The 22095-nt window shown below is 51.4% G+C and carries 23 protein-coding genes; 12 read left to right on the forward strand and 11 right to left on the reverse strand.

Features of this window, described 5'->3' with window-relative positions; translation table 11 throughout:
* The first annotated feature begins 98 nt into the window (after window positions 1-98).
* The gene (locus AC5JMP_RS24570) at window positions 99-692 is read left to right on the forward strand and encodes a DUF4126 domain-containing protein (RefSeq protein ID WP_495854186.1); all 594 of its coding nucleotides are present in this window, start codon (window positions 99-101) and stop codon (window positions 690-692) included.
* Between the two features lie 3 nt (window positions 693-695).
* Here AC5JMP_RS24570 and AC5JMP_RS24575 read toward each other — a convergent pair whose 3' ends face one another.
* On the reverse strand, window positions 696-1358 hold the full coding sequence (locus AC5JMP_RS24575; protein WP_495854133.1) for a VOC family protein: 663 nt from the start codon (window positions 1356-1358) through the stop codon (window positions 696-698).
* Window positions 1359-1525: 167 nt separating this feature from the next.
* Here AC5JMP_RS24575 and AC5JMP_RS24580 point away from each other — a divergent pair, with 167 nt between their 5' ends.
* Window positions 1526-2038 (forward strand): DUF4112 domain-containing protein, encoded by a 513-nt coding sequence (locus AC5JMP_RS24580; protein ID WP_495854134.1) that lies wholly within the window; start codon window positions 1526-1528, stop codon window positions 2036-2038.
* Window positions 2039-2059: 21 nt separating this feature from the next.
* Here AC5JMP_RS24580 and AC5JMP_RS24585 read toward each other — a convergent pair whose 3' ends face one another.
* The 3 genes from AC5JMP_RS24585 to AC5JMP_RS24595 form a co-directional block, all read right to left on the reverse strand.
* Complete coding sequence (locus tag AC5JMP_RS24585) at window positions 2060-2824, reverse strand: SDR family NAD(P)-dependent oxidoreductase (protein ID WP_495854135.1); 765 nt, start codon at window positions 2822-2824, stop codon at window positions 2060-2062.
* Window positions 2825-2965: 141 nt separating this feature from the next.
* On the reverse strand, window positions 2966-4873 hold the full coding sequence (locus tag AC5JMP_RS24590) for a thiamine pyrophosphate-binding protein (protein WP_495854136.1): 1908 nt from the start codon (window positions 4871-4873) through the stop codon (window positions 2966-2968).
* A 636-nt stretch (window positions 4874-5509) separates the two neighbouring features.
* Entirely contained in the window at window positions 5510-5986 is a 477-nt protein-coding gene (locus tag AC5JMP_RS24595; RefSeq protein ID WP_495854137.1) for a hypothetical protein, read from the reverse strand.
* Between the two features lie 205 nt (window positions 5987-6191).
* On the opposite strand from AC5JMP_RS24595, the gene AC5JMP_RS24600 reads away from it, so the two are divergent.
* The 5 genes from AC5JMP_RS24600 to AC5JMP_RS24620 all read left to right on the forward strand — a co-directional run bounded on the left by AC5JMP_RS24600 (window position 6192) and on the right by AC5JMP_RS24620 (window position 10154).
* Entirely contained in the window at window positions 6192-7544 is a 1353-nt protein-coding gene (locus AC5JMP_RS24600; protein ID WP_495854138.1) for an ATP-binding protein, read from the forward strand.
* Window positions 7513-9411 carry a tetratricopeptide repeat protein gene (locus AC5JMP_RS24605; RefSeq protein WP_495854139.1) on the forward strand — a complete coding sequence of 633 codons (1899 nt, stop codon included), beginning with the start codon at window positions 7513-7515 and terminating at the stop codon, window positions 9409-9411. Before AC5JMP_RS24600 ends, AC5JMP_RS24605 begins: the two co-directional genes overlap by 32 nt.
* Window positions 9412-9498: 87 nt before the next feature.
* Complete coding sequence (locus AC5JMP_RS24610; RefSeq protein WP_495854187.1) at window positions 9499-9648, forward strand: DUF6888 family protein; 150 nt, start codon at window positions 9499-9501, stop codon at window positions 9646-9648.
* A gap of 25 nt (window positions 9649-9673) precedes the next feature.
* Complete coding sequence (locus AC5JMP_RS24615) at window positions 9674-9901, forward strand: DUF6887 family protein (protein WP_495854140.1); 228 nt, start codon at window positions 9674-9676, stop codon at window positions 9899-9901.
* Complete coding sequence (locus tag AC5JMP_RS24620; RefSeq protein WP_495854141.1) at window positions 9891-10154, forward strand: hypothetical protein; 264 nt, start codon at window positions 9891-9893, stop codon at window positions 10152-10154. Before AC5JMP_RS24615 ends, AC5JMP_RS24620 begins: the two co-directional genes overlap by 11 nt.
* Window positions 10155-10241: 87 nt before the next feature.
* Here AC5JMP_RS24620 and AC5JMP_RS24625 read toward each other — a convergent pair whose 3' ends face one another.
* Entirely contained in the window at window positions 10242-10481 is a 240-nt protein-coding gene (locus AC5JMP_RS24625) for a DUF433 domain-containing protein (protein ID WP_495854142.1), read from the reverse strand.
* Window positions 10482-10582: 101 nt separating this feature from the next.
* The gene (pheS, locus tag AC5JMP_RS24630) at window positions 10583-11584 is read right to left on the reverse strand and encodes a phenylalanine--tRNA ligase subunit alpha (protein WP_495854143.1); all 1002 of its coding nucleotides are present in this window, start codon (window positions 11582-11584) and stop codon (window positions 10583-10585) included.
* A gap of 203 nt (window positions 11585-11787) precedes the next feature.
* Here pheS and AC5JMP_RS24635 point away from each other — a divergent pair, with 203 nt between their 5' ends.
* On the forward strand, window positions 11788-12621 hold the full coding sequence (locus AC5JMP_RS24635; protein ID WP_495854144.1) for a Tab2 family RNA-binding protein: 834 nt from the start codon (window positions 11788-11790) through the stop codon (window positions 12619-12621).
* Window positions 12622-12631: 10 nt separating this feature from the next.
* On the opposite strand, the gene AC5JMP_RS24640 is transcribed toward AC5JMP_RS24635, so the two are convergent.
* Window positions 12632-14095, reverse strand: coding sequence for an MFS transporter (locus AC5JMP_RS24640; RefSeq protein WP_495854145.1), 1464 nt, complete (start codon window positions 14093-14095; stop codon window positions 12632-12634).
* A gap of 251 nt (window positions 14096-14346) precedes the next feature.
* Between AC5JMP_RS24640 and trpD the strand changes: the two genes are divergently transcribed.
* Together trpD and AC5JMP_RS24650 are read left to right on the forward strand one after the other, a co-directional pair.
* Entirely contained in the window at window positions 14347-15492 is a 1146-nt protein-coding gene (gene trpD, locus AC5JMP_RS24645; RefSeq protein ID WP_495854146.1) for an anthranilate phosphoribosyltransferase, read from the forward strand.
* A 227-nt stretch (window positions 15493-15719) separates the two neighbouring features.
* The gene (locus AC5JMP_RS24650; protein WP_495854147.1) at window positions 15720-15926 is read left to right on the forward strand and encodes a hypothetical protein; all 207 of its coding nucleotides are present in this window, start codon (window positions 15720-15722) and stop codon (window positions 15924-15926) included.
* Between the two features lie 136 nt (window positions 15927-16062).
* On the opposite strand, the gene AC5JMP_RS24655 is transcribed toward AC5JMP_RS24650, so the two are convergent.
* From AC5JMP_RS24655 to AC5JMP_RS24665, 3 genes are all read right to left on the reverse strand, one after another.
* The gene (locus tag AC5JMP_RS24655) at window positions 16063-16563 is read right to left on the reverse strand and encodes a pentapeptide repeat-containing protein (protein WP_495854148.1); all 501 of its coding nucleotides are present in this window, start codon (window positions 16561-16563) and stop codon (window positions 16063-16065) included.
* 128 nt (window positions 16564-16691) lie between these two features.
* Window positions 16692-16826, reverse strand: coding sequence for a hypothetical protein (locus AC5JMP_RS24660; RefSeq protein WP_495854149.1), 135 nt, complete (start codon window positions 16824-16826; stop codon window positions 16692-16694).
* 18 nt (window positions 16827-16844) lie between these two features.
* Entirely contained in the window at window positions 16845-18101 is a 1257-nt protein-coding gene (locus tag AC5JMP_RS24665) for a glycosyltransferase (protein WP_495854150.1), read from the reverse strand.
* A 472-nt stretch (window positions 18102-18573) separates the two neighbouring features.
* On the opposite strand from AC5JMP_RS24665, the gene AC5JMP_RS24670 reads away from it, so the two are divergent.
* Complete coding sequence (locus AC5JMP_RS24670; protein ID WP_495854151.1) at window positions 18574-20334, forward strand: hypothetical protein; 1761 nt, start codon at window positions 18574-18576, stop codon at window positions 20332-20334.
* Window positions 20335-20487: 153 nt separating this feature from the next.
* Entirely contained in the window at window positions 20488-21036 is a 549-nt protein-coding gene (locus AC5JMP_RS24675) for a phycobiliprotein lyase (RefSeq protein WP_495854188.1), read from the forward strand.
* A 7-nt stretch (window positions 21037-21043) separates the two neighbouring features.
* Here the strand turns inward: AC5JMP_RS24675 and AC5JMP_RS24680 are convergent, their stop codons facing one another.
* Window positions 21044-21409 carry a hypothetical protein gene (locus AC5JMP_RS24680; protein ID WP_495854152.1) on the reverse strand — a complete coding sequence of 122 codons (366 nt, stop codon included), beginning with the start codon at window positions 21407-21409 and terminating at the stop codon, window positions 21044-21046.
* Window positions 21410-22095 lie beyond the last annotated feature (686 nt).

The following is a 22095-nucleotide window of genomic DNA, read 5'->3' on the forward strand; positions in this document are numbered from 1 at the left end:
TTGTTGTGTCGCGGCACACAACAAGGAATTCAACCAGACTCAAGCGCAAAGCGCTGTAAATGACTCTAGGATATTCAGAATATCTAGGTAAGCTGAACATGATTGAGGTTTTAGCCGTTCTTTCTCTATCCGCTGCTGCCGGGATGAGGATTGCGCTGCCTCTGCTGCTGATTGGCTTGCTGTATAGCGATCGCCTCTGGGCAAACGTGCCGCTACTCTCGGCGCTACCACCGCCTCTGGTGCTGGGTATGTTGGTGGGCTGGTCGCTGGTCGAGCTATTGCTCTCTAAAGAGCGACTAGGGCAGCGCTGGCTGCAAAGTATTGGGCTGTTGTTTAGCCCGTTTGTAGGGGCAATTGTGGGGATAACGATCGCTCGAACGGCTCAGCTTGAGGGCTGGATGAGCATCATATTAGGCATTCTGGGGAGCTTGGTGGCGCTTGTCATTCATTTGGTACAGGTGGGCTGGTTCTATCGCCTCAAGTCTGTTCCTCTCTGGGTCGCCTTTGTTCAGGATTTTCTTTGCGTGGCGCTGGTGCTTTTGGCGTTTGATGCGCCGAGACAGGGCGGACTGATCGTGCTGCTGCTGCTGTGGCTAGCCATTCGTAGCTCTACCGCATGGCGGCGCTGGTATCGGCAGCAGGCGGGTAAAGGCCAGAAAAATCCACGCCGCCATAAGCAAGATCCGGATTGATAGCTAGTAACAGATTACTAAGGGTAGATCAGGTCGGAAATCTATTTTCTGCCCCTGTGTTTCTTGGTCAAAACCCAGCTCTACAGAGTAATCTACTCCTGTACGAAGGCTGAGCTGACGGGTGTCAAGTACCGCTTGAAGCTCAGGGGAAGGGATTGTATGAGGAGACACAAACTCTACACGAGTAATTTCTCGGAGTCCTAAAGGATGGTTGATGGGCTGTGCTTTCTCAGCCGAGAAGTGATCGGGACGCTGACCAAACGGAGTCTGAAACAGCATGGGTTCAGTTAACAAGGAAAAGGAATTAGTTCCTACAGCGATACTCAGGGTTTTGGGGAGATAAGGCGGACGATAAGCCCAGCTAGAAAAAGCAATGCTGGCGTCGGTGGAACGTAGGCAAAATCCAAAGGGACAAGCTCCCTGCTGTCGATCGCGCCATCGTTCCCAAAGATGAGTTGGGTTAATCAGATCAGACTTAGCTTCTTCAGGACTATGAACCCAGAGTAGCTCTAGCTTGGCGTTGTGGAAGAAAAAGCGGCGATTTGCTGTTCCTTGCCCTGGATGAGTGCTGGATGATCCCTCCCTCAAGCCAAGTGAGACTAGATGATCTGCTGCGTTAGCTCCAACATCAGTGCAGATGAAGAGATGGTCGAATTCAAATGCCATAGTTTTGTTTAGGGTAGTGGTATTGAGGTAATGATTTTTTGTTGTGGGGGCTTTGCCCCCACAACAAAAAATCATTACTTTTTGAGGACTACCTTATCTAGCGCCCATGTCATAATTTTGGGGATCTTGCTCAGTTTTCTGGGCGTTCTGTTGTGACTTTGACCTAGATGACTCATTCTCCCCCTCCCTCTCGATCGGAAGCGATCGCCTCCCGTACCCAGCGAATGCAGCGATTGCGGCGGCTAGGTCGGACGCTAGATAGCGCGATCGGCATTCCAGGCACTAAGTTTCGGATTGGGCTTGACCCGATTATCGGCTTGATTCCGGGGGGTGGCGATACGGTGGGGCTGATTCTCTCGTCGTTTATTGTGCTGGAAGGGGCGAGGATGGGAGCCTCTAAGTCTACGCTCAGCACCATGGCGTTTAACATTTTGCTGGAGACGATCGCCGGAACGGTGCCTGTAGTGGGTGACATTTTTGACGTCACCTGGAAATCGAATATTCGGAACATTGAGCTTCTAGAGGAACATCTGAAGATTGCCAGAGCTGAGCAGAAGTCTAATCGCTGGTTTGCGCTGCTGCTGATTGCAGGATTGGCGATCGTCTTTGTTGCCTGTATTGCGGTGTCTTTTTATCTGCTGCGGTGGCTGTTTCACCTGATTCAGAGCGGAGGTGCTTAGCCGAGAAGTCTGGATTATCTCTCACTGAGCCGTCATTCCCCCATCTGCCGCAATAATTGACCCAGTCAAAAACGAGGCTTCATCTGAAGCCAGGAACAACGCTAGGTGAGCAATTTCGCGGGGTTGCCCCGGACGACCGATCGGCTGGAAAGAATCGATCGTGTCATAGACTTTTTGCAAGCCCCCCAGCATCTCAGCATGGGCATAGTTAATCGGCGTATCGACCCAGCCTGGACAAATGGCATTGCAGCGAATGCCCTGCTTGGCATAGTCTAGCGCTACCCCTTTGGTCAGCATGACGATCGCCCCTTTGGAAGCAGAGTACACTGCCAGAAAAGGTTCTGAGACCAATCCGTTGACGCTGGACATGTTGACGATCGATCCACCGCCCTGCTTCAGCATGTGGGGAATAGCTGCCCGACAGCCGTAGATCACCCCTTTGACATTGACGTTCAAAGTCTGATCAATTACGGCATTAGAAACTTCGTGCAGCACTCCTGGAAGATTGACTCCAGCATTGTTCACCAGCACGTTAATCTGCCCGTACAGCTCGACGCAGCGGGCTACGAACTGGTCAACCTGCTGAGAGTCGCTGACATCTGCCGTAAATGTATCGGCGGTTCCGCCAGATTTGTGAATCCCGTCCGCCGTTTCTGCGGCAGCCTTGCCGTTGCGATCGACACAGAGGACTTTGCCACCCTCTTCCGCTAGACGTTCAGCGATCGCTTTGCCAATCCCGGAACCTGCGCCTGTCACTACACAAGCTTTGCCTTCTACCCTTGCCATATCGTAGTTACTCGTCAGGGGCTACCTACAACCTAGCCGCATTTTGTCGGATCACTGTTCGGATCACTTTACCCATCAAACATTTGTGCTTTAGGGTAAGGACGCAATGTGGTGTGCCCCTACCCTAAAGCGGGTTGTTTGCTAGCCTACTAGCTCCTTGACTTTTGCCATGATGCCCGCTGGATCAATGCCCTGGTAAGGGAACTGCTCCCACAGACCGCCGCAGCCTTCCTTGTGGGTGCCCAAGTAGGCAAACTTAGGAGTGTAGCCGCGCTCCAGCAGCCAGGAACCAAAGCGACTGCCCAAGCCTGTCTTGCGGTTAAAGGATTCTGCCGTCAGCACGAAAGGAGCCTTGCCGATTTTTGCCATCATCTCTTCATCGACAACGTTTAGGGTTGCCTTGTTGATCAGACCGACATCAATGCCTTCCTGCTTCAGGCGCTCGACAGCATCGAGGGCACGATACAGGGTTTCCCCAAAGGTGACAATGTAGCCAGCCGTGCCTTCCCGCACCACTTCGTCTTTGCCGGGGGTAAATTTGTAGCCGCCGCCATAGAGATCGTTGCCGCTGGCATCAAGGATGTTGGGCGTGGTCGATCGGGTAGAGAAGATGAACCGCAGCCCCGGATCATTGAAGACCGCCTGGACACAGGCTGTCATTTGTGCTGCATCTGCCGGGAAGTAAAGGCGGGTGGCGTAGCCATCGTCTAACCCATTGTCGGCAAACATATTGTTGATGCCAAAATGGCAGGTATTGTCTGCCATGTCATCAATGCCAGAGTGGGAAAAGTGGCAGAGCAGATTGGAAAAGTTGAGCCGCGCCATGGTGATTTCGGAAATGCACATTTCCAGGAAAGCGCTAAAGGTGGCAAAGATGCCCTGCTTGCCTTCCGCCATGCCAAAGCCTGCCGCCGCTGAGATATTGCCCCGCTCCATGATGCCGGAGCTGATGAAGATTTCGGGATATGCCGCGTGAATCTTGTTCAGACCGCAGGAGCCTTCTAGATCGCTGTCGATACAGACGACTTTCGCCTTACGATCTTCAGCCGTCATGCCTTCTAGGATGGAAACAACTGCCTGTCCAAACACGTTGCGATTCGAGCCGCGATTGGTGCCCGAACCCAGGTAGGTGTAGTCATGCTTGTTCTTGGGGATTTCTTTCAGCACGGTAACGGCTTCGGTATAGCCCCGCTTTTCGAGATAGGCGATCGCTTTATCCAGCGGAATCACGTCATGCCCGTGGGTGGTGCCTTCCAGACCCTCAATGCCGACGCACATTTTGCGCTTGTTGACCAGGGCGATCGGGCCGGGGGTGGTGACAGCTTCGCACATGCGGCGATAGAGATCGTCAATATCTTCAGCATCACCTTCGTTGACGGTTAAGCCGTGACCTGTGAGGGTTTTGGTGACGGTGTAACCCGGCATATAGTCGGAGGGATGTCCGGCGATCGTCACGTCATTATCATCAATCAGCAGCTTGACGTTGAGGTTGTGCGACACCGCTAGACGGGCGGCTTCGGCATCGTCGCCTTCTTGCTGAGAGCCATCTGAACCGAGGCAGAACACCACTTTGTCAGGGTTCGCCATCGCCACACCGTTGACGTAGGGCCACATATGCCCCAAGCGACCGGAGCTAAACTTGACACCGGGCGTTAGCCCCAGCTCAGGATGTCCGGGCAGACCCGCATGGGCTTCGCGGTAGTGCAGCAGCTTCTCAGCAGGAAGTTCACCATGCAGCACCGCCATCAGGTATTGTGTGCCTACCCGATGTCCAGCTTCGTCAAAAAAGATGGGGACAAACTTGTCGGGCGCTCCTCGAAAGAAGGCATCCATGATCACCACTTCGGGCACGGTGTCATAAGGGCCACCCGTGTGTCCGCCCACGCCTCTAGCGGCTCCGGTGGCGGTAAAAAAGACGATCGCATCTCGACAAAGCTGGATATTGGCTTTGAGTGCGTCTCGTTCGTCGGGCGTAAGGGTGGGCTGAGCGGGATCAAGCGCAAGGGGCTTATAGGCTTCCAGATCGATCGGAAAGCTGGGAGTAGGCATACTTAAAGTCCTGAGTGGGTCAGTGCGAGGAAGGCAGACAATGGGAACTAACGTAACCTAGTCTACGCTGATAGTAGTAACGACCTGACCACAATGCAAGCTTTAATCAATCGCAGGATATCCGTTGCGCAACTCCAATTAGCCCTTAATTAGCTCTTGCTTAATTGGGCAGACTGTTCTGAATCCGAACTTGGGGGAAGACCCCCAAACCCCCTGTCAGGGGACGGCTGCGTCCCCCGACACCCCCTCCAGATCGGGTGCCAGTCGGAGAGAGAGGGCGCTTTGCATTGGATGAGACTCAGGTAGGTTTATTGGGTAGGCTGTCTTGTAGGATGCGTTACGCTGCGCTAAACGCAAAGACTCGTCAGTGGAGTTGCAAAACTTGCCGATGAGCCTTCAAGACTCATGAATGAGATTCAAAGACTTGTGGGAGAGACACAGAAACTCGTCAACGGGATTCAAAGACTTGACTAAGAAGTTTAGAGGCTTGTAAGAGGGGTGCAGAGACTCGCGGGAGAGGTGCAAGAACTCATTGATGAGAGTCTAGAACTCGTGGGAGAAGAGTAAAGACTCGCCAGAGAGATAATATTTCTCGCCGATGGGTTCTCGATGCCGATCGGCGAGAGAATGGCAAGATTAGGATACAGAGACTTCTTTGGCGGCTTTGGAACGGGAGGCTTTGAAGCGATCGCCCAACTGATCGGCAATGGCTTTTAGTCCCGGTGTTTTTTTGGCGGCAGTTTTCACATAGTCGTAGACGGTGAGGCTACTGTTCATGGCTTCGCTGCTAACCGCCATCAGGGTGTCGTCTACTTTTTCGGTGAGCTGTTGCAGCCTGAAATGAACTTCGGTCAAAGTCGTGGCAAGGTGGTAGTCACTCCTGAACTCGTCCAGGTCGAAGCTGGCGGGCAGGATGTCGGGATTGGCTTGGGCAGCGGTGAGGCTATTGCTGACGAAAGCGAGGCTTTTGTTGCCCATCTTAAAAAGCTTGCGGCGTTCTTCGACGGTGAGATGAACCAGAAAGGGAAGTTTTGTTTCGATCGTTTCCAGGGCGGCTTGGATGTCCTGAAGATCGGTTTCCGTGAGCTGGGCGGAGATGTTTTGGTATGACATAGAGTGAAAGTTCTTTTTTGTAGATGCAACTTGTTCGCCTACACCGAAATGCAGACGATTACGTAGTTTGAGAATTCCCAGTTGGGGATGCGATCGCACTTCATCACCCGCGTGATTTGTAGCTAAAAGCTGAGAACGAAACAGTTTGCAGACCTTTGAGCACCATTCGGTAAAATGAAGACGAAGTGCCGCTTTAGGTTCATGCATGACCGCCAGCCCGGATTTTTGGAAAAAGCTGTATACCGCCTTTGATCCGTTTCGACCGCTGCCCGCCAATGATCCGGCATGGGTGGATTGTGCCTCGGTGCGGGGTGAGGAAGATATTTTGGCGGGGCTGGGGCTGGAGATTGCCCGATCGGAGAAAGTCACCTGTCAGCTTTACGCCGGACATCGGGGCGCGGGCAAATCTACCGAGCTATTGCGACTCCAGGATGACTTGCAGCGCCAGGGCTTTCGGGTGGTCTATTTTGCCGCCGATGATGGCGATCTGGAGCCAGAGAATACCGAATACAGTGACATCTTGCTGGCTTGTGCCCGACAGTTGATTAGCAAACTGCGATCGCAGCCCGGTCAAGACACCCAGTTTCGAGAGTGGGTGAATCGCCTGCTGCGAGATCTGCGGGAGCTGGGGGTGACGGAGCTATCGTTGGATGAGTTAAGCTACGAGACTCCAGAAACTCCGCTGGGCAAAGTCTCGACCACGATCAAAACCAATGTCAGCAAGCAGCAGGTGATTCGCCGCCAGGTGGAGCAACAGGCAGAGTCTTTGATTGACATTTTGAATGAATTTATTGGCAAGGCGCTAGGCGATCGCAAGCCGCAAGATCTCGTGCTGATGGTGGATAACCTCGATCGGATCATTGAACGCTATGAGGGTGAGAATCAGCAGAGCAATTATGAGCAAATCTTTGTCAATCACAGCGATCAGCTTCGGGCGCTCAACTGCCATGTGATTTACACCGTGCCAATTTCCCTGGCTTATTCGGTGCATCTGACGGCAATGGAGGAGCGCTATAAGCCTGTAGAGGTGCTGCCGATGATTATGCTGAAAACGCCAGAGGGAGAGATCAGCGAAGCGGGGATGGCAAAGCTAAAGGAATTGATTCGTCAGCGGTTTCGGTTTGCTCAATCGGGGGTAGAACTGGAGGCAGCATTTGAGTCAGGGGAAGCGCTGGATAAGCTGTGTGAAATGAGCGGTGGTCATGTCCGCAACTTAATGAATTTGATGAAGGCGGCATTGCAGAATACGCGAGAGCTGCCGATTTCGACGCGATCGGTGCAGCGGGCAATTTCGGAGCTGCGGGATACCTACCGCAAGGTGATTGATGGTCATGAGTGGGAAGCGTTGGTGCGGGTGTCTCAAGAGAAGCTGATTACTGAGAATGACGATCTATTTCGCAGCCTGCTGTTTCGCCGCTGCATTTTGGAATATCGCTACATTGATGCCGAAGGCGAGGTGCAGGTTTGGCATGATGTGCATCCGCTGGTGCGGGGATTGGATGGGTTTAAGCGGGCGTTAGATCGGTATGAGCGCGGTGCTAGCAGCAGGAGCGAGTGATATGGTGGCACCCGGAGAGATCGATTGGGATACCGATGTGGTGGCTGATCTGGCAGAGTCCTATGAATCTCTGGTGCGATCGCTCCAGCGCACAGAAGGGTTTAGCCTCTTTTTCGTCCGCTGTGTACCGGGCGATCAGGCAGATTTGGTGCAGCTGCTCCAGGCAGATTTGCCAAATCTGCATATGCAAAGGCTGGAGCTAACGGAAGAGTTGGTCGATGGCAACCTCTACCAACGGGTGACGACCTTGCCGGATGTTGCAGAAATTGATGTGCTGTTTATTTCTGGGTTGGAAAAGTCCTTCGATCCCTATGTCAAATCGGGGTATGGCGGGCAGGGCGACTACTACAAGCGCGACACCGTGCCGCGCGTACTAGGGCATCTGAACTTGCAGCGAGAGCGCTTTCGGGATGATTTTCCATTTTGTTTTGTCTTCTTTTTGTCTGCTTTTGGCATCAAATACATTGCGCGTCGTGCCCCCGATTTCTTCGACTGGCGATCGGGCATCTTTGAGTTTATCCCCGATGCTGAAACCGTCCGCAAACTGACGCAAGAGCTCTACGGAGATTATCGGGAGTATTTGACCTGGAGCCACTCGCAACGAATGGATTGCATCCGCGATATCCAAGGCATTCTAGAGGAAGATCAGCAGACTCCAGATCAGCAAGCCAGCTTGTGGTGGGAAAAAGGCAATATCTTGGCTGCCGATCAGAACTATGAAGCGGCGATCGCCAGCTATGACAGAGCGGTGGAAGTCAAACTGGACTATCACGAAGCATGGTACAACCGGGGGATTCTGCTGGATAACTTAGGGCGCTATGAGGAGGCGATCACCAGCTATGACAAAGCGGTGGAAATCAAACCGGACAAACACAAAGCGTGGAACAACCGGGGCATTTCACTGAATAACTTAGGGCGCTATGAGGAGGCGATCGCCAGCTATGACAAAGCGGTGGAAATCAAACCGGACTATCACGAAGCATGGTACAACCGGGGCATTTCACTGGATGACCTAGGGCGCTATGAGGAGGCGATCGCCAGCTATGATAAAGCGGTGGAAGTCAAACCGGACTATCACGAAGCATGGTACAACCGGGGAATTTTACTGAATGACTTAGGACACTATGGGGAGGCGATTGCCAGCTATGACAAAGCGGTGGAAATCAAACCGGACAAACACGAAGCATGGAACAACCGGGGTATTTCACTGAAGAATTTAGGGCGCTATGAAGAAGCGATCGCCAGCTATGACAAAGCGGTGGAAGTCAAACCGGACTATCATGAAGCGTGGAATAACCGGGGCATTTCACTGAAGAATTTAGGGCGCTATGAAGAAGCGATCGCCAGCTATGACAAAGCGGTGGAAGTCAAACCGGACAAACACGAAGCGTGGAACAACCGGGGCAGTTCACTAGCTAACTTAGGGCGCTATGAAGAAGCGATCGCTAGCTATGAAAAAGCCCTGGAATTTAAACCAGACTATTATCGCGCTTGGGATAATCGAGGCGATGTGTTGAAGGATTTGGAGCGCTATGAGGAGGCGATCGCCAGCTATGACAGGGCGATCGAAATCAATCCTGAGTATCAGTTCCCTTGGGAAAGTCGTGGTTTTGCGCTGATGCAGTTGATGCAGTTTGAGGCAGCGCACGAGAGTTTCGATCGGGCAATTTTTCTCAAGCCAGATGATGCCACGGCGCACTACAACAAAGCTTGCTGCTATGGATTGCAGAAGAACATTGATTTAGCGATCGAAACTCTGCAATATGCTATCACTCTGGATTCTGAGAATCGTGAATTGGCAAAAACAGACTCAGATTTTGATGGCATTCGAGAGAGCGATCGATTTCGGGAATTGATTGATGACTAGGGTGTGGGGCGATCTCCTCATAAATCGTGAAGCGCTGAAAACCAACTGCTAAAATATGCATCAGATGGTGTAATGCAACGACCTTTAATGCCTACTGCTGACCAACTAGCGAGTTTGTATCGTATTAGCTATCAACTGACGTTTGCGATGCTTCAACCCATACATTTAATTTGCGTTGATATGCGAACCCAAAATGTGTATGTTCTCGCTGGGTACGACGAAGAGCTTGAGTTCTAAATTCTGCCTGACGGAGCGTTATCTGATGAGCCAAACTGATTACGATGCAATGTCTGATGCTAAATTGAAGCAATACTTTCTCAAGCACCGTGGGGATTACGCTGCTTTTCAAGCACATTTAGACCGAATGAACCAACGTCCCTGTCGGATCATTGCCAGTCCTAATGACTCAGATTTTGACGAGAAAGTGCAAGCTGCAATTCGACAGAAGCTAGAAGCTGCCAGAATCCGAAACAGTCAGCATGGCGACTAGAACCGTAACTTACCCTTTGAGCGAGTTTTTTACCCGTAACCCAGCGATCGCCCAACAGACTCAGATTTTGATGACATTCGAGAGCGCGATCGATCTCAGGCGGTTGACCACAGATCTTCTGGTTTATGCTGAGCAACTGGCTCTCATATCGGTAAAGCCCGAACTCGAAAGGCATTATCGCTCACTGAAATTATTGCTCCCACTGCTAATGCCTCTGCACATTGCAGCAAAATCACCGCCAGCCGTTCATTGATAATCTGCGATCGCTCATCACTCAGACGAAACAAAATCACGCTAGGAAATGGTTCTTAGTTAATTGCCAGCTCAGCCAGAAACCTTATCAGGCAGTGAGCACCGAAAACCCATAAATCCGCTCATTCGCTAGCCAAGCCGCATACTTGAGCGACTGCTGAATATCCTCTGGCTCTAGGTCAGGGTACTCTGCCATCATTTCCGCCGGGGACATACCATTTGCAACCAAATTCAGCAGGAGAGATACTGGAATTCGCATTCCACGAATACAGGCTTGCCCGCCCATGATGTCCTGACTAAACGTGATTCGGTCAAACAGCGTTCTCATGATTTATCCTCCAGTGGCTCTGGTGGGCTAATATCCTGACCGATCCTCTAGCCGTCTTCCTGAAGGATCGGCAAAGCCTAGAAAAGGGTCTACCGCAATTCTTAAAACTGCTTCAAGAAGCGGAGATCGCTAGCATATAGCCGCCGAATGTCGTCAATTTGGTGCAGCACCATGGCAAATCTCTCTACCCCAAACCCGGCAGCGAATCCCGTATAAACTTCAGGGTCGTAGCCAACGGCTTTGAGGACATTAGGATCGACCATGCCGCAGCCCAAGACTTCTAACCAGCGACCGCGCCACATGACATCAACCTCAGCGGAGGGTTCGGTGAAGGGAAAGAAGCTAGGGCGAAAGCGGATTTCGATCTCGCCAAACATAGCTTCCAGGAAAATTTTGATGGTGCCGCGTAGGTCGTTAAAGGTCAACCCTTCATCGATCGCCAGAATTTCGATCTGGTGAAAGACGGCGGCGTGGGTCGCATCGACGGTATCACGGCGGTAGCAGCGTCCGGGTGCGGCGATCCGGATAGGCGGGTCGTTGTTCTCCATATAGCGGATCTGCACAGAGGACGTGTGGGTGCGGAGCAGGTTGCCATCTGGCAGGTAGAAGGTGTCCTGCATATCTCGCGCCGGATGGTCGGGGGGCGTATTCAGCGCCTCAAAGTTGTAGTAGTCTGTCTCCATTTCAGGACCTTGTGCCACGGTATAGCCCAGACCGACAAAAATATCGATCGCCTTCTCAATGGTGCTGGTTAGGGGGTGAGCATGACCTTGAGGGCGAAACACACCCGGCATCGTCACATCGATCGCCTCAGCTTCAAGCTGCGCCTCAATTTGGGCAGATTGCAGAATGGCTTTCTTTTGGTCTAGGTCTGTTTGTAGAGCCTCCTTGACCTCATTGGCGATCGCTCCAATCCGAGGACGTTCGGTAGCATCCAGCTTGCCCATGCCGCCCAACACCTGTGGCAGACTGCCTTTCTTGCCCAAGTATTTGATCCGCAACTGCTCTAGCTGCTCTAGGGTGGTGATAGCGGCGATCGCCTGTTGGGCTTCGTCGCGTAGGGTGGTGAGTTGGGCTTCCAGATCGCTCATCTGTACGGTCATGCTTCGCGGGTGGGGTAAGTAATTTGAGGATAGAAATCTATAAAGCTCTATCAGCTATCTATCAGTTTACGGGGTCAGTTGCGCCTTTCCCATAATCATAAACTCAGAAGATTTTTGTAGTGTGGAGCGCGCCCACCCAAAATGTCCTAAGCAAACGGGTGACCGCTATACAATTCAGGAGTTCAATTAAAATCTTGTCTCCCATGAACATCTGGCAAGCTGATTTTTATCGCCGACCGCTTCAAGATGCGTTGGGGAGTCCGCTGTGGGAGCTAATTATTTGTGATGCCGATCGCCATTTGATCTGGAGTGAGTTTATTTCCCAGAAGCAAGCCAATTCCCCTTGGCTCACCGAGCAGTTGCGCTCCATTCCTTTGCCCCGACCCGATCGCCTCCAGGTCTTTCGCCCTCAGTCTGTAGCTTTGCTCCAGACCGCCTGTCAGCCTTTAGACATTCCTGTAGAATCCACACGACACGCCTCAGCCCTGAAGCAGTTGCTCCAGGAAAGAATCGCCTATTATCGGGGTCTGCCTCACTACACCTCTGAACCTTACGATCCGATCAAATTAGAGGCTCCCCCGCCCGCACCGCTGCCCGAAAATCTGTGGGGCGATCAGTGGCGATTTGGGGCGATCGCCGCTCAAGATTTAATTCCGGCTTTTCAAAATCGCCCGATTCCAGTTCAGGATATCCCCGCAGCCTTTCATCCAGATCAGCTGCAAATTGCCCCTGCTACTCCTATCCCCGGCGTGATTATTGACGCTGGTCGCAAGTCTCGATCGCTCACCCAGTGGTTACAGCAGGCAAAGCCCTTCTCTCTAAACTACATTTCAGGCGATCCAGATGGATTGATTTTGGAAGCTGGTTTGTGCGATCGCTGGATACTCAGCACCTTTAGCGAACCAGATATTGCCAGCTCAGCCAAAATCTTTAGTCAGCGACGGCAGGAGGCTAGAGGACTCCATTTTTTGCTGGTACAGCCCGACAACTCTGGCATGACCTATGCTGGAATTTGGCTGCTTAAAGCCGATCAATAGAGTTGCCCATTTACACAGACTGCTGCCGACGACGCTCCATTTGCCAGAGTCCTGCGACTAGAGTTGCAGCGGCTAACATAATCACGGTTGCCACATGAAAAGCACCCTGAACTCCCGCAACGATCGCCTCTGGTGGTGCATTTGTGATATCTGTTGCGGCAGATTGAACGCCAAGGGCATGGCTCAGCGTCAGCACCGAAAAAATAGCTCCCATCACAGGTAGCCCGATCGTCTGACCGAGGGTACGCGACAGCGACAGCAATCCAGAGGCGATGCCTAGGCGTTCAGGCGGCACTTCTCCCAAAATGGCGCTATTGTTGGGCGACTGAAACATCCCCAGCCCAATACCGATCGGAGCGACTCGCAAGACATACTCCAGCTCCGTCATGCCGACATAGAGCGTACTCATGAGCAGACAGGCGATCGTCATGATCAGCAGACCCGCTAGCGTAATCAGACGAGAGCCGAAGCGATCGCTCAATAGCCCTGCGAAAGGGGCAACAATACCGCTGAGAATCGGGGAAACTGCCATGAGCAGTCCGGCTTGCTGCGTGGAAAGGTTTAGCACCAGCTCCAGAAAAAACGGCACGATCAGCAGCAGTCCGGCAATCACGACAAACACCAGCACTCCGGTCAGCAAGCTCAGGCTGAAATAGAGATTGCGGAATAGCTTCAGATCCAGCATCGGATGCTTTAGGCGCGCTTCGACGGCAATAAATCCGATGAATCCGGCGGCAGCGATCGCCAGCAATATCACTGTTCTGAAGCTGCCAAACCCCTGATATTGTCCGTTGGTCATGCCCAAGGAAAAGCAGATTAGCGTCGCGGTCATCAAGATCGCCCCTAGCCAGTCAAAGGGCTGCTTCTGGGCAGCAGAGCGGCTATCCGTCACGTTCCGTGCCACGACAAACAGCGCAAATATGCCGATCGGCACGTTCACCAAAAAAATGCTGCGCCAGCCGGACAGCCCAATCAACACGCCGCCGACGGAGGGTCCCAGCGCAATGCCTAAAGAAACCGTTGCGCCGATGATACCCAGCGCTCGTCCGCGTTCGGAGCTAGGGAAAACTTCTGTAACGATCGCTGCTCCCAACGCCGAAATCATCACGGCTCCCATGCCCTGCAATGTCCGAAAGGCGATTAGCCATCCCACGCTGGGAGACAGCCCACAGAGTAGCGAACTCAGGGTAAACAGCGCCAAACCGCCCATGTATAGCCGTTTTTTGCCCATGATGTCGCCTAGGCGAGCGGCACCCAGCACCACCGCCGTTAGCACCAGCAAATAGCTCAGCACCACCCATTGAATGGTGGCAAAATCGGTCTGTAAAACCTGTACGAGAGTCGGCAGGGCAATGTTGACAATGCTCGTATCCAGGGTGAACATCAACACCCCCAATCCGACCCCCAACATCGCCCACCATTTGCCGTTCCGAGGGGTGGGCAAAGGCTGCGATCGCGCCCCATCTCTACTCATGATTTGCGCTCTCTAGCTGTCGAAAGGAGTCCAAAACCTGTAGATTTTATGCCGTACGCCAGCTATTAGCAAGCTAATTATCAGGTGGCAAGCTTTTTATATGCTGACATATCTTAATTAAATTGCAAGCGATCGAATCTTCTGGAGCATTGAAAACTCTATAATTCTCTAGACAGATCCTGTCTCAAGCCTGACTGCGGCGCTGCTTGCTCTGTCCGTCTCTGGTTCAAATCGCTTACTTCGCTCAGATTATGACTTCTCCCCTCTCAAGCCCCGACCTCACCGCTCCAAACTTAGCCGATCAAGATTGGTCAGTGTTGCTGCAACAGCTTTTAGACAGGCAATCTCTGGATATGAGTCAGGCGGCGGTTCTAATGCAGGGCTGGCTAACAGAAGCGATCGCCCCCGTGATATCAGGCGCAATTTTGGCGGCCATTCAGGCAAAAGGAGTGTCGTCTAGCGAACTGGCGGGCATGGCGCAGGTTTTGCAGTCTCAGTCTTTAGCCAGTAAAACTGCAGCCAGTAAAACTGCAGCCAGTAAAACTGCGGCGATCGCAACAGAGATGCGTTTCCCTACGCCTTTGATTGACACCTGCGGGACGGGGGGCGATCGCGCTTCCACGTTTAATATTTCTACGACTACGGCATTCGTGGCGGCAGCGGCAGGCGTGGCGGTCGCAAAGCATGGAAACCGCGCTGCCTCTAGCAAGGTAGGCTCGGCAGATGTGCTGGAGGCGCTAGGGATTAATCTCACGGCTGAACCCGATCGCATTCAGGCAGCAGTGTCCGAAGTAGGAATTACCTTTCTATTTGCTCCAGGCTGGCATCCGGCTCTCAAACATGTGGCTCCCCTGCGAAAAGCCCTGAAGGTGCGAACCGTGTTTAATCTGCTGGGGCCTTTGGTCAATCCTCTGCCGTTGACGGGGCAGGTGATGGGAGTGTTTGACTCGTCGCTGGTCGAGACGATCGCTCAAGCGCTCAATCAATTGGGGCGATCGGAGGCGATCGTTCTGCACGGACGTGAGCGGTTAGATGAGGCGGGTCTGTCCGATATTACTGACTTGGCAGTTTTGTCCCACGGGCAGGTTCAATCCGTGGCGCTACGCCCCGAAGAACTGGGTTTAACGGCAGCTCCCACTAGCGCTTTGCGGGGCGGCGAGGTGGCAGAAAATGCAGAAATTTTGCGTGCCGTACTCCAAGGCAAAGGCACTCAGGCACAGCAAGAGGTAGTGGCTTTGAATACGGCACTGGCGCTGAAGGTAGGCGGTATGATTGCAACAGCGCCGGGAGAAGATGCGATCGCCCTCTACCGGAGAGGAATTGCTATTGCCAAAGACATTCTCGCAAGCGGAGCCGCCTGGGAAAAGCTGCAACAGCTCATCGTTTTTTTGAAGTGAAAGCTAGACCACTCTGCATATCCTTGTGGCGATCGCCTTAACGATCGCCACATTGTATAGCGACCACCAAGGCGATTAGGACGGGGACATTTAGGGTGGGGCGCTAAGCGCCCCACCCTAAATGTCCTAAGCAAACTGGCGACAGCTATATCTTGACGTTCTTGTAACATCAATGTAGTATATGTAGTATAAGACATCTACACAAATTGCCATTGGGGGTAAAGCCAATGTTTTTAATATATCTACGGCTTCCGCGTTGGCGAGACGCTGCCTCAAATGACTCGGAAGCCTTTAACTCACGTTCAAACCGTTCAGGCAAAGTGTCTCAAGCCAGTGAAGCAGAGGGGCGATCGCTACAGGTTCAGCGACAGCAAGCTCAACGGCTTCGACAAGTCGAGGCTGCCTATCATCTAGAGCGGCGATTGTTTCAATAGACTTCTTGCGAATTAGGTTTGGTAGGGGCTGTGCCCCTACCAAACCTAATCTCAAAACTCCAATCTGCAAGAGTTCTAGTAAATTCAAGAGGCGTTAATCGCGAGATCCCATTAACGCCTCTTGATGAAATTGATTCTAACGACAGCCTAAGGATTCACGAGTATCCACCCCAGTGACGGGATTAGTACCACTTGCGGTTTCGCAGAGTAACAGAATTTGCGATCGATCGATCGTAGCAAAGGTAAAGTCAGCTCCGGTAACGGTAGCATCCTTAAAGTTGGTTTTGAGCATCATTGCCGACTCAAGAATCGCATTCGTTAAATTAGCTCCTCTCATGTCAGTAATGTAGGCAATGCCGTTGCTAAAATTGGCTCCCTGAAAGTTAGCATTTTTTAGAACTGCGCCATTAAAGACGGCACCTTGTAGATCGGCATCGCTAAAATTCGCGTTCTGAAGCTTAGCATCGCCAAATTCTGCTCTAGATAGATCTTGACCCGAAAAATCCTTTGTTGTAGCGCTAACATCATCGAAGGCTCGAATAGCACCAGAACTGGCGGCGATCGCAGAACTGGAGAAAGCCGTAACCATCACGAGTAGAGCGATTAAAAATCCAAGAAAAGGCTGAAATACGCGCATAGTGAGGGATAAGATGGCTTCGCTGGACTCTACAAAACTAGCATTTTTTAGTGCTAGAACAAGTCGAAGCACTGGCAAAACACTCTTGCTCACCTAAGTTCCTGAAAATATAGCAGCCGCCTTGGCGGCTAGGATGGGGACATTTTAAGGTGGGGCGTGAAGCACTCCACCTTGATACCAATTTGAATTGGAACCACGACAGATCCCGGTACGGGCTTGGCATTGCCAAGCTCCTTCTGAGGTTCAATAAATGTCGTAGGCAAACTGGTAACACCTACAGATCATGCATATTTGCTGGCTCCACAGGCAGCAGCAATTTCTGCACGGTGGATATGGGTTCTCTCTAAAGTCTGAGCTTGAGCAAGCTTCAACCCATTGCGGATGAGTTGGGGTAACTGCTGCCGATTTTGTGCTGCATCTACCAGCGATTGACTCAATGCCTCAATATTTCCGGAAGGGACAAGCACCCCGCTCTTAGAGCGTTCAATTAAATCATCTGTTCCTGAATTTCGGTAAAGGATCAAAGGGAGTCCTAGCGCCATTCCCAGAAAGACGTTTCGGCTAATTTCTGCGGTGAGATTGGTGATAACCATGATATGCGCCTGGCTAAGTAGGTCAAACAACGGCTGACCATAGGGAACGCTTCCCAGAAACCGAACTCTATTTGCAATGCCCAAATCTTGCGCCAACTGTTTACAAGGCGCTAAACTTTCGCCATCGCCAATGATGTCGAGTTCCAGCTCGACCCCTTGCTTCAGGGCGATCGCCATAGCTCGCAATACATGATCGGGTGCTTTAATTGGCGTTTGCCGACCCGCAATCACCAGGCGCAAAGGCTGAGACTTGTCTAGAATTTGTTGTACTCGACCATCGACCTGTTGGTTGCTAAGCAGCATCTGCTGCCGGACAAAACTTCGATTAAAACGGTGGCAACGCTGATTCCACACTGGCTCAAATCGCTCCACAACAGACGCATTATGGGCAAAGACTAGATCGGCTTCAGCAATGGCTTGGGTGCAAAAACTCTCGAATCGCTTCACCATCCTATGCTTGAAAAGGCGCTTCAGTGGGTTGGATTCCTCTGCAACATATCGCTCTAACCGAGGAAAGGGATCAGCCCCATCAAAAACCCAAATTCCCTTCTTGTTATGTTTTTCTGCGATCGACCAACCAATCTGCCCCAATGGAATGGGATGCCCACCGTAATCAGCTTGCACTATAGAAGCCCATTGACAGGCTTGATCGAGCTGAGACTTGACCGCTCGATAGACTTGAACAAATGTCTTCCAAGAGGAATAGTAGGGGAGAGGAAAAATATTAAATTCTTCCTCCTGTAGATTCACCTCAACTAGATGGAAACTGCCGCTTACTTCAACCGGAATGTGGTCTACGCAAGGAGCGGCAACCGCCAAGCAGCCATAAGGAGACCAGGCTCTAGCCTGAGCGCGTAAGTCTTCAAGCCACATATCACCCACGACAAAATGATTGGGTGCATGCCCCTTACCAAAGGGGATGTGATTAATGAGCAAATAGTTCATTGCAAAAATAGTGGTAGATGGGCAGCTTCATCGCATCCAGAGCCTCATCGTCTTCTGGATTGGACTAACTGAAAAATTTCTAAACCCAGCCAAAAATCGCCTCAAATTTCTTTAGATGAGGAGCGCCTTAAGATGAGACAGATTCAGCAAAATTAGTTCAGTCAGCCTAGGCAGTGGTCTAGACAGATGCTAGACATAATTTTGAAACACCCATGCAAAAGCCCTAGTGCGACTAAATCATAAGTAACTGATTGAACAAGTGACTGATGTGTTGTGGAATACAATGTCGGGATTGACTCGGCAGTTAAAGATTTTTTGCTGTGCGTTGCATGAAGTGCAGCCAACCCTAACTTGCTGAGTCCAAGAGGAGAGTTTGAGTGTTGTAAACTTAAACCTTGTCCAAGGGGAGAGATCACGCGCATCTCGCCTCAAGGGCAGACTGGTTATGAATGTCCCTCGGCGAATTTTGATCATGCAGATCTCTCTCTTCAAGACCACGCGATCGCAAACAATTTTCTGGTTCAGCCTGAGCCTACTGCTGGCAACAGTTTGCAATGTGCTAATTCTTCAGCGGGCGTTTGGCGGCGAATATGTGGTGCAGGATGACGTACGACAGCATGTGTTTTGGATGCTGCGATTCATCGATCCTGCCCTATTTCCCAACGATCTGATTGCCGATTACTTTCAGTCCCTTGCACCCTGGGGCTATCGACAGCTTTATCAGGGGTTTGCGGCGATCGGTCTTAATCCTCTAACGCTCAGCAAATTGCTACCTGTGGTCTTGAGTTTGGCGACGGCAGGCTATGCCTTTGGGGTAGCCATGCAGCTTCTGCCTGTGCCGTTTGCAGGATTCGTGGCTTCGGCGCTGACGAGCCAGGTGTTATGGACACATGATGATGTTGTATCTGCGACGCCGAGAGCTTTTCTGCCGCCTTTATTTCTAGCATTTTTGTATTATTTGTTGCGGCAAGATATCAAGCCGTTTTGGAGACGATCGCTTCTCCCTTGCCTCATCATTATTGCTCTAGAAGGACTGTTTTATCCCCAGTATGTGCTGGTGTTTTCAGGCATTGCGGCGCTTCAGGTGATTACCTGGCGGCAAGAATTAAAGGGATTTTATGTGGGCTGGTCACGTAATCGGCAGGATTACTGGTTTTCTGGAGCCTGTCTAGGGGTGGCATTTTTGGTGCTGCTGCCGATCGCCCTCTCGTCTTTACCCTATGGCTCCGTGATCACAGGCACAGAGGCTCGCAAACTGCCGGAGTTTTTGTCTCTAGGGCGCAATCGCTTCTTTTGGGATGATCCTCTCCGCTACTGGCTCGTCGCAGAGCGAAGCGGTTTATTCCCCAACTTTAGACCCTGGTTTCTGGCGATCGGCGCTTTTTTGCCCCTGCTCCTACTGTGGGCACGGCGGCACCCGGCACAGTTTCCGCTGATTCGGCAGGTTAGCTCTAAAACGGTGGTATTAATTCGGGTAGCGATTGTGGCGATTGTCCTGTTTTTTGCGGCCCATGCGCTACTGTTTACCCTCTATCTGCCCAGCCGCTACACGGAATATACGCTGCGGTTTGTTTTGGTGTTCGCCACGGCGATCGCAGTGACGCTGCTGCTGCAAGCCGTTTGGCATGGGCTAGAGCGCCAGCGCCACAAGAAGCAGCTAGTCTGGGCATTAACGGCAGCTGTGGGCGCAGTCTTGCTGCTGTACCCTGTCTACAGCAAAGACCAGGCACGGAACAGCTATTGGATTGGCGAAAATCCGCAGCTCTACCAGTTTCTTGCCCAGCAGCCCAAAGATGTTCTGATTGCCTCTCTAGTGCGTGAGGTGGATAATGTGCCGACGTTTGCGCAGCGATCGCTCCTCGTCGGTCGAGAATATGCGTTACCCTATCATGTGGGCTATGGTAGCCAGTTTCGTCAGCGGGTGGTGGATACAATTCAGGCTCAATATGCCTTAGATCCAGTGGTGTTAGCTAATTTTATCCGTACCTACGGCATTGATTTTTGGATCTTGGATCAATACAGATCCTTTGATGCCAATGCGCCCCTCACGAGCTGGATTCGTCAATATCCAGAGGCGATCGCCCAAGCCCGCAGCCAACTGGCACAAGGCGCGCCCGCTCTCAAAAAATTAGCGAAATCCTGTACTGTGAGCCGGGATAAAAATTTGCGGGTGCTTTCTACGGCCTGCGTTTTGGAAAAAATCAAATCTGGTGAAAGAATTAGATCTAGGTAGTTCTGAATGGGTCTTGAGGTTGAGCCTAGTTTAGCCCTCTGGTGATCTTGAGCTTTATAGACAGTAAAGGGCTTTAAGATAGTAAAAGTGGATTGGATGTTGAATAACAGACATCGATCGCTAGCTCAGATCTCGTTAGCTAAACCTCAGCACATGGATATTACAGAGTTTTTACAGCAAAGTGCGGGCAAATGGGTCTCTCAACGCACCACGCACCAGTTTGCCTTTAAGCAAACGGGGAGCAGCAAGTCCAACATTGTGGTTGAGATGCTGCTCAAAGACGATCCGGCTGTTATAAAACTCTGTCAGCAGCACAAAATCGATCCGACACAAGCCCTCTGCGGTACGCGCGTCACTTGGGATGGCATCGTAGAACGAGGGGAAGAAAAGCGATCTGGCTCAACCCTAATGGTGCCGATCGCCAATCCCGATGATTCTCGTGCAGGAAAACTGCTGTGTGAAGCGGGTCAGAATGCCCCAATTTCGGGGCGATATATGATGGGTGAAGACGATGCTCTGACTCTAATTACAGAGTCTGAAGTTACGACCTCTGAAACGCTATCGTCTGAGGAGCGGCTATGGTTTGCCAGCCCCAATCTGCGGCTACGCACTAGCACTCTCAAGCGATCGGGTGGCTTTAGCATGGCGACCTTTTCTTCCGAGATTCGGATGGGTGGCGTGCAGCCTCCAGATCAGTCCTGAAGCCAGATCAGTCTTGAAGATAGCGCAGCGCGGACGATCGCCCCGGCACATAGTTAAGGGGAATCTCCATAAACTCAGAGACAAGTAGAGCGATCGCCCGTACCTGTTCGGCATCTTCCATCGGTGCAGCGGTTAAGTACAGCGATTTAGACTTTGTTATCAGGCGAATTCTGTAGAAGATACCGCCGCTTTTGTGATGTCCTTCAAGGACTTCGATTGCCGAAATCATCTGGAGCGGGTATTCAGCCAGATTTTTTCCTAGTAGCCCATACTGCCTGATGGTCAGGGTTTCCTGGTGCTTAGAGAGGTCACAAACCGCGATCGGATATAGAACCAGCAGCAGCAGTGCAAACACCAGCAAAGATGCAATCACAAGCCCAGAGCCGGGGGAAGAGAGAAAAATTAGGCTGCAACACCCTGTTACCCACGAGAGGAGAGCTAAAGACCAAATTATCCAAGGACAATGCACTAACTTAAGATGCGTTGGGGTACGTGTGGCGATTTTCATACCAAGGCTCTTGTATAACCTAATGATGGACGGCAGTGATTGAGGCGAAATCTTGCAAGTAACTATGGGGCTATAATGCTATTTTTCCTTGAAAAGACGTCTGATTTCGCACCTCTTTGATGAATTTTTGATGTAAGTAGTAAAAGCTTATTTAAAGATAGTAACTGAGTGATTCTTAGCAGTTCAGCGATCGGGCTTCTCAGTATCGTCAAATTGATATCGCATTAAAATTTACAAACTTTGATAGAGCTAAGTTAAGTATTAATTTTTCTAAAATTTCCCATGGCTTTCCCGCAGGCGCAAAGCGCTCGTGCCTGGACTGAAGCTCAAACTGGACTCGATTGTTTGTTGAAAACCTAAACTTCAGATTCTCGTTTGCTTAGGGCAATTTTCAATTGCATAAACCGTAGGTACTTGTATAGCTGTCGCCAGTTTGTCTAGAGCGTTTATGGTGGGGCGCTTCGCGCCCCACCATAAATGTCCCCGTCCTAACCGCCTTGGCGGTTGTATATTATCTATCGCTAACTACAGGTAATTTATGCAGAATCAGG

Source organism: Drouetiella sp. (genome assembly GCF_059504425.1).

Coding starts and splice junctions, on each gene's coding strand:
- AC5JMP_RS24570 (WP_495854186.1), top strand. CDS start 99: ATGATTGAGGTTTTAGCCGTTCTTTCTCTATCCGCTGCTGCCGGGATG.
- AC5JMP_RS24575 (WP_495854133.1), bottom strand. CDS start 1,358: ATGGCATTTGAATTCGACCATCTCTTCATCTGCACTGATGTTGGAGCT.
- AC5JMP_RS24580 (WP_495854134.1), top strand. CDS start 1,526: ATGACTCATTCTCCCCCTCCCTCTCGATCGGAAGCGATCGCCTCCCGT.
- AC5JMP_RS24585 (WP_495854135.1), bottom strand. CDS start 2,824: ATGGCAAGGGTAGAAGGCAAAGCTTGTGTAGTGACAGGCGCAGGTTCC.
- AC5JMP_RS24590 (WP_495854136.1), bottom strand. CDS start 4,873: ATGCCTACTCCCAGCTTTCCGATCGATCTGGAAGCCTATAAGCCCCTT.
- AC5JMP_RS24595 (WP_495854137.1), bottom strand. CDS start 5,986: ATGTCATACCAAAACATCTCCGCCCAGCTCACGGAAACCGATCTTCAG.
- AC5JMP_RS24600 (WP_495854138.1), top strand. CDS start 6,192: ATGACCGCCAGCCCGGATTTTTGGAAAAAGCTGTATACCGCCTTTGAT.
- AC5JMP_RS24605 (WP_495854139.1), top strand. CDS start 7,513: ATGAGCGCGGTGCTAGCAGCAGGAGCGAGTGATATGGTGGCACCCGGA.
- AC5JMP_RS24610 (WP_495854187.1), top strand. CDS start 9,499: ATGCCTACTGCTGACCAACTAGCGAGTTTGTATCGTATTAGCTATCAA.
- AC5JMP_RS24615 (WP_495854140.1), top strand. CDS start 9,674: ATGAGCCAAACTGATTACGATGCAATGTCTGATGCTAAATTGAAGCAA.
- AC5JMP_RS24620 (WP_495854141.1), top strand. CDS start 9,891: ATGGCGACTAGAACCGTAACTTACCCTTTGAGCGAGTTTTTTACCCGT.
- AC5JMP_RS24625 (WP_495854142.1), bottom strand. CDS start 10,481: ATGAGAACGCTGTTTGACCGAATCACGTTTAGTCAGGACATCATGGGC.
- pheS (WP_495854143.1), bottom strand. CDS start 11,584: ATGACCGTACAGATGAGCGATCTGGAAGCCCAACTCACCACCCTACGC.
- AC5JMP_RS24635 (WP_495854144.1), top strand. CDS start 11,788: ATGAACATCTGGCAAGCTGATTTTTATCGCCGACCGCTTCAAGATGCG.
- AC5JMP_RS24640 (WP_495854145.1), bottom strand. CDS start 14,095: ATGAGTAGAGATGGGGCGCGATCGCAGCCTTTGCCCACCCCTCGGAAC.
- trpD (WP_495854146.1), top strand. CDS start 14,347: ATGACTTCTCCCCTCTCAAGCCCCGACCTCACCGCTCCAAACTTAGCC.
- AC5JMP_RS24650 (WP_495854147.1), top strand. CDS start 15,720: ATGTTTTTAATATATCTACGGCTTCCGCGTTGGCGAGACGCTGCCTCA.
- AC5JMP_RS24655 (WP_495854148.1), bottom strand. CDS start 16,563: ATGCGCGTATTTCAGCCTTTTCTTGGATTTTTAATCGCTCTACTCGTG.
- AC5JMP_RS24665 (WP_495854150.1), bottom strand. CDS start 18,101: ATGAACTATTTGCTCATTAATCACATCCCCTTTGGTAAGGGGCATGCA.
- AC5JMP_RS24670 (WP_495854151.1), top strand. CDS start 18,574: ATGCAGATCTCTCTCTTCAAGACCACGCGATCGCAAACAATTTTCTGG.
- AC5JMP_RS24675 (WP_495854188.1), top strand. CDS start 20,488: ATGGATATTACAGAGTTTTTACAGCAAAGTGCGGGCAAATGGGTCTCT.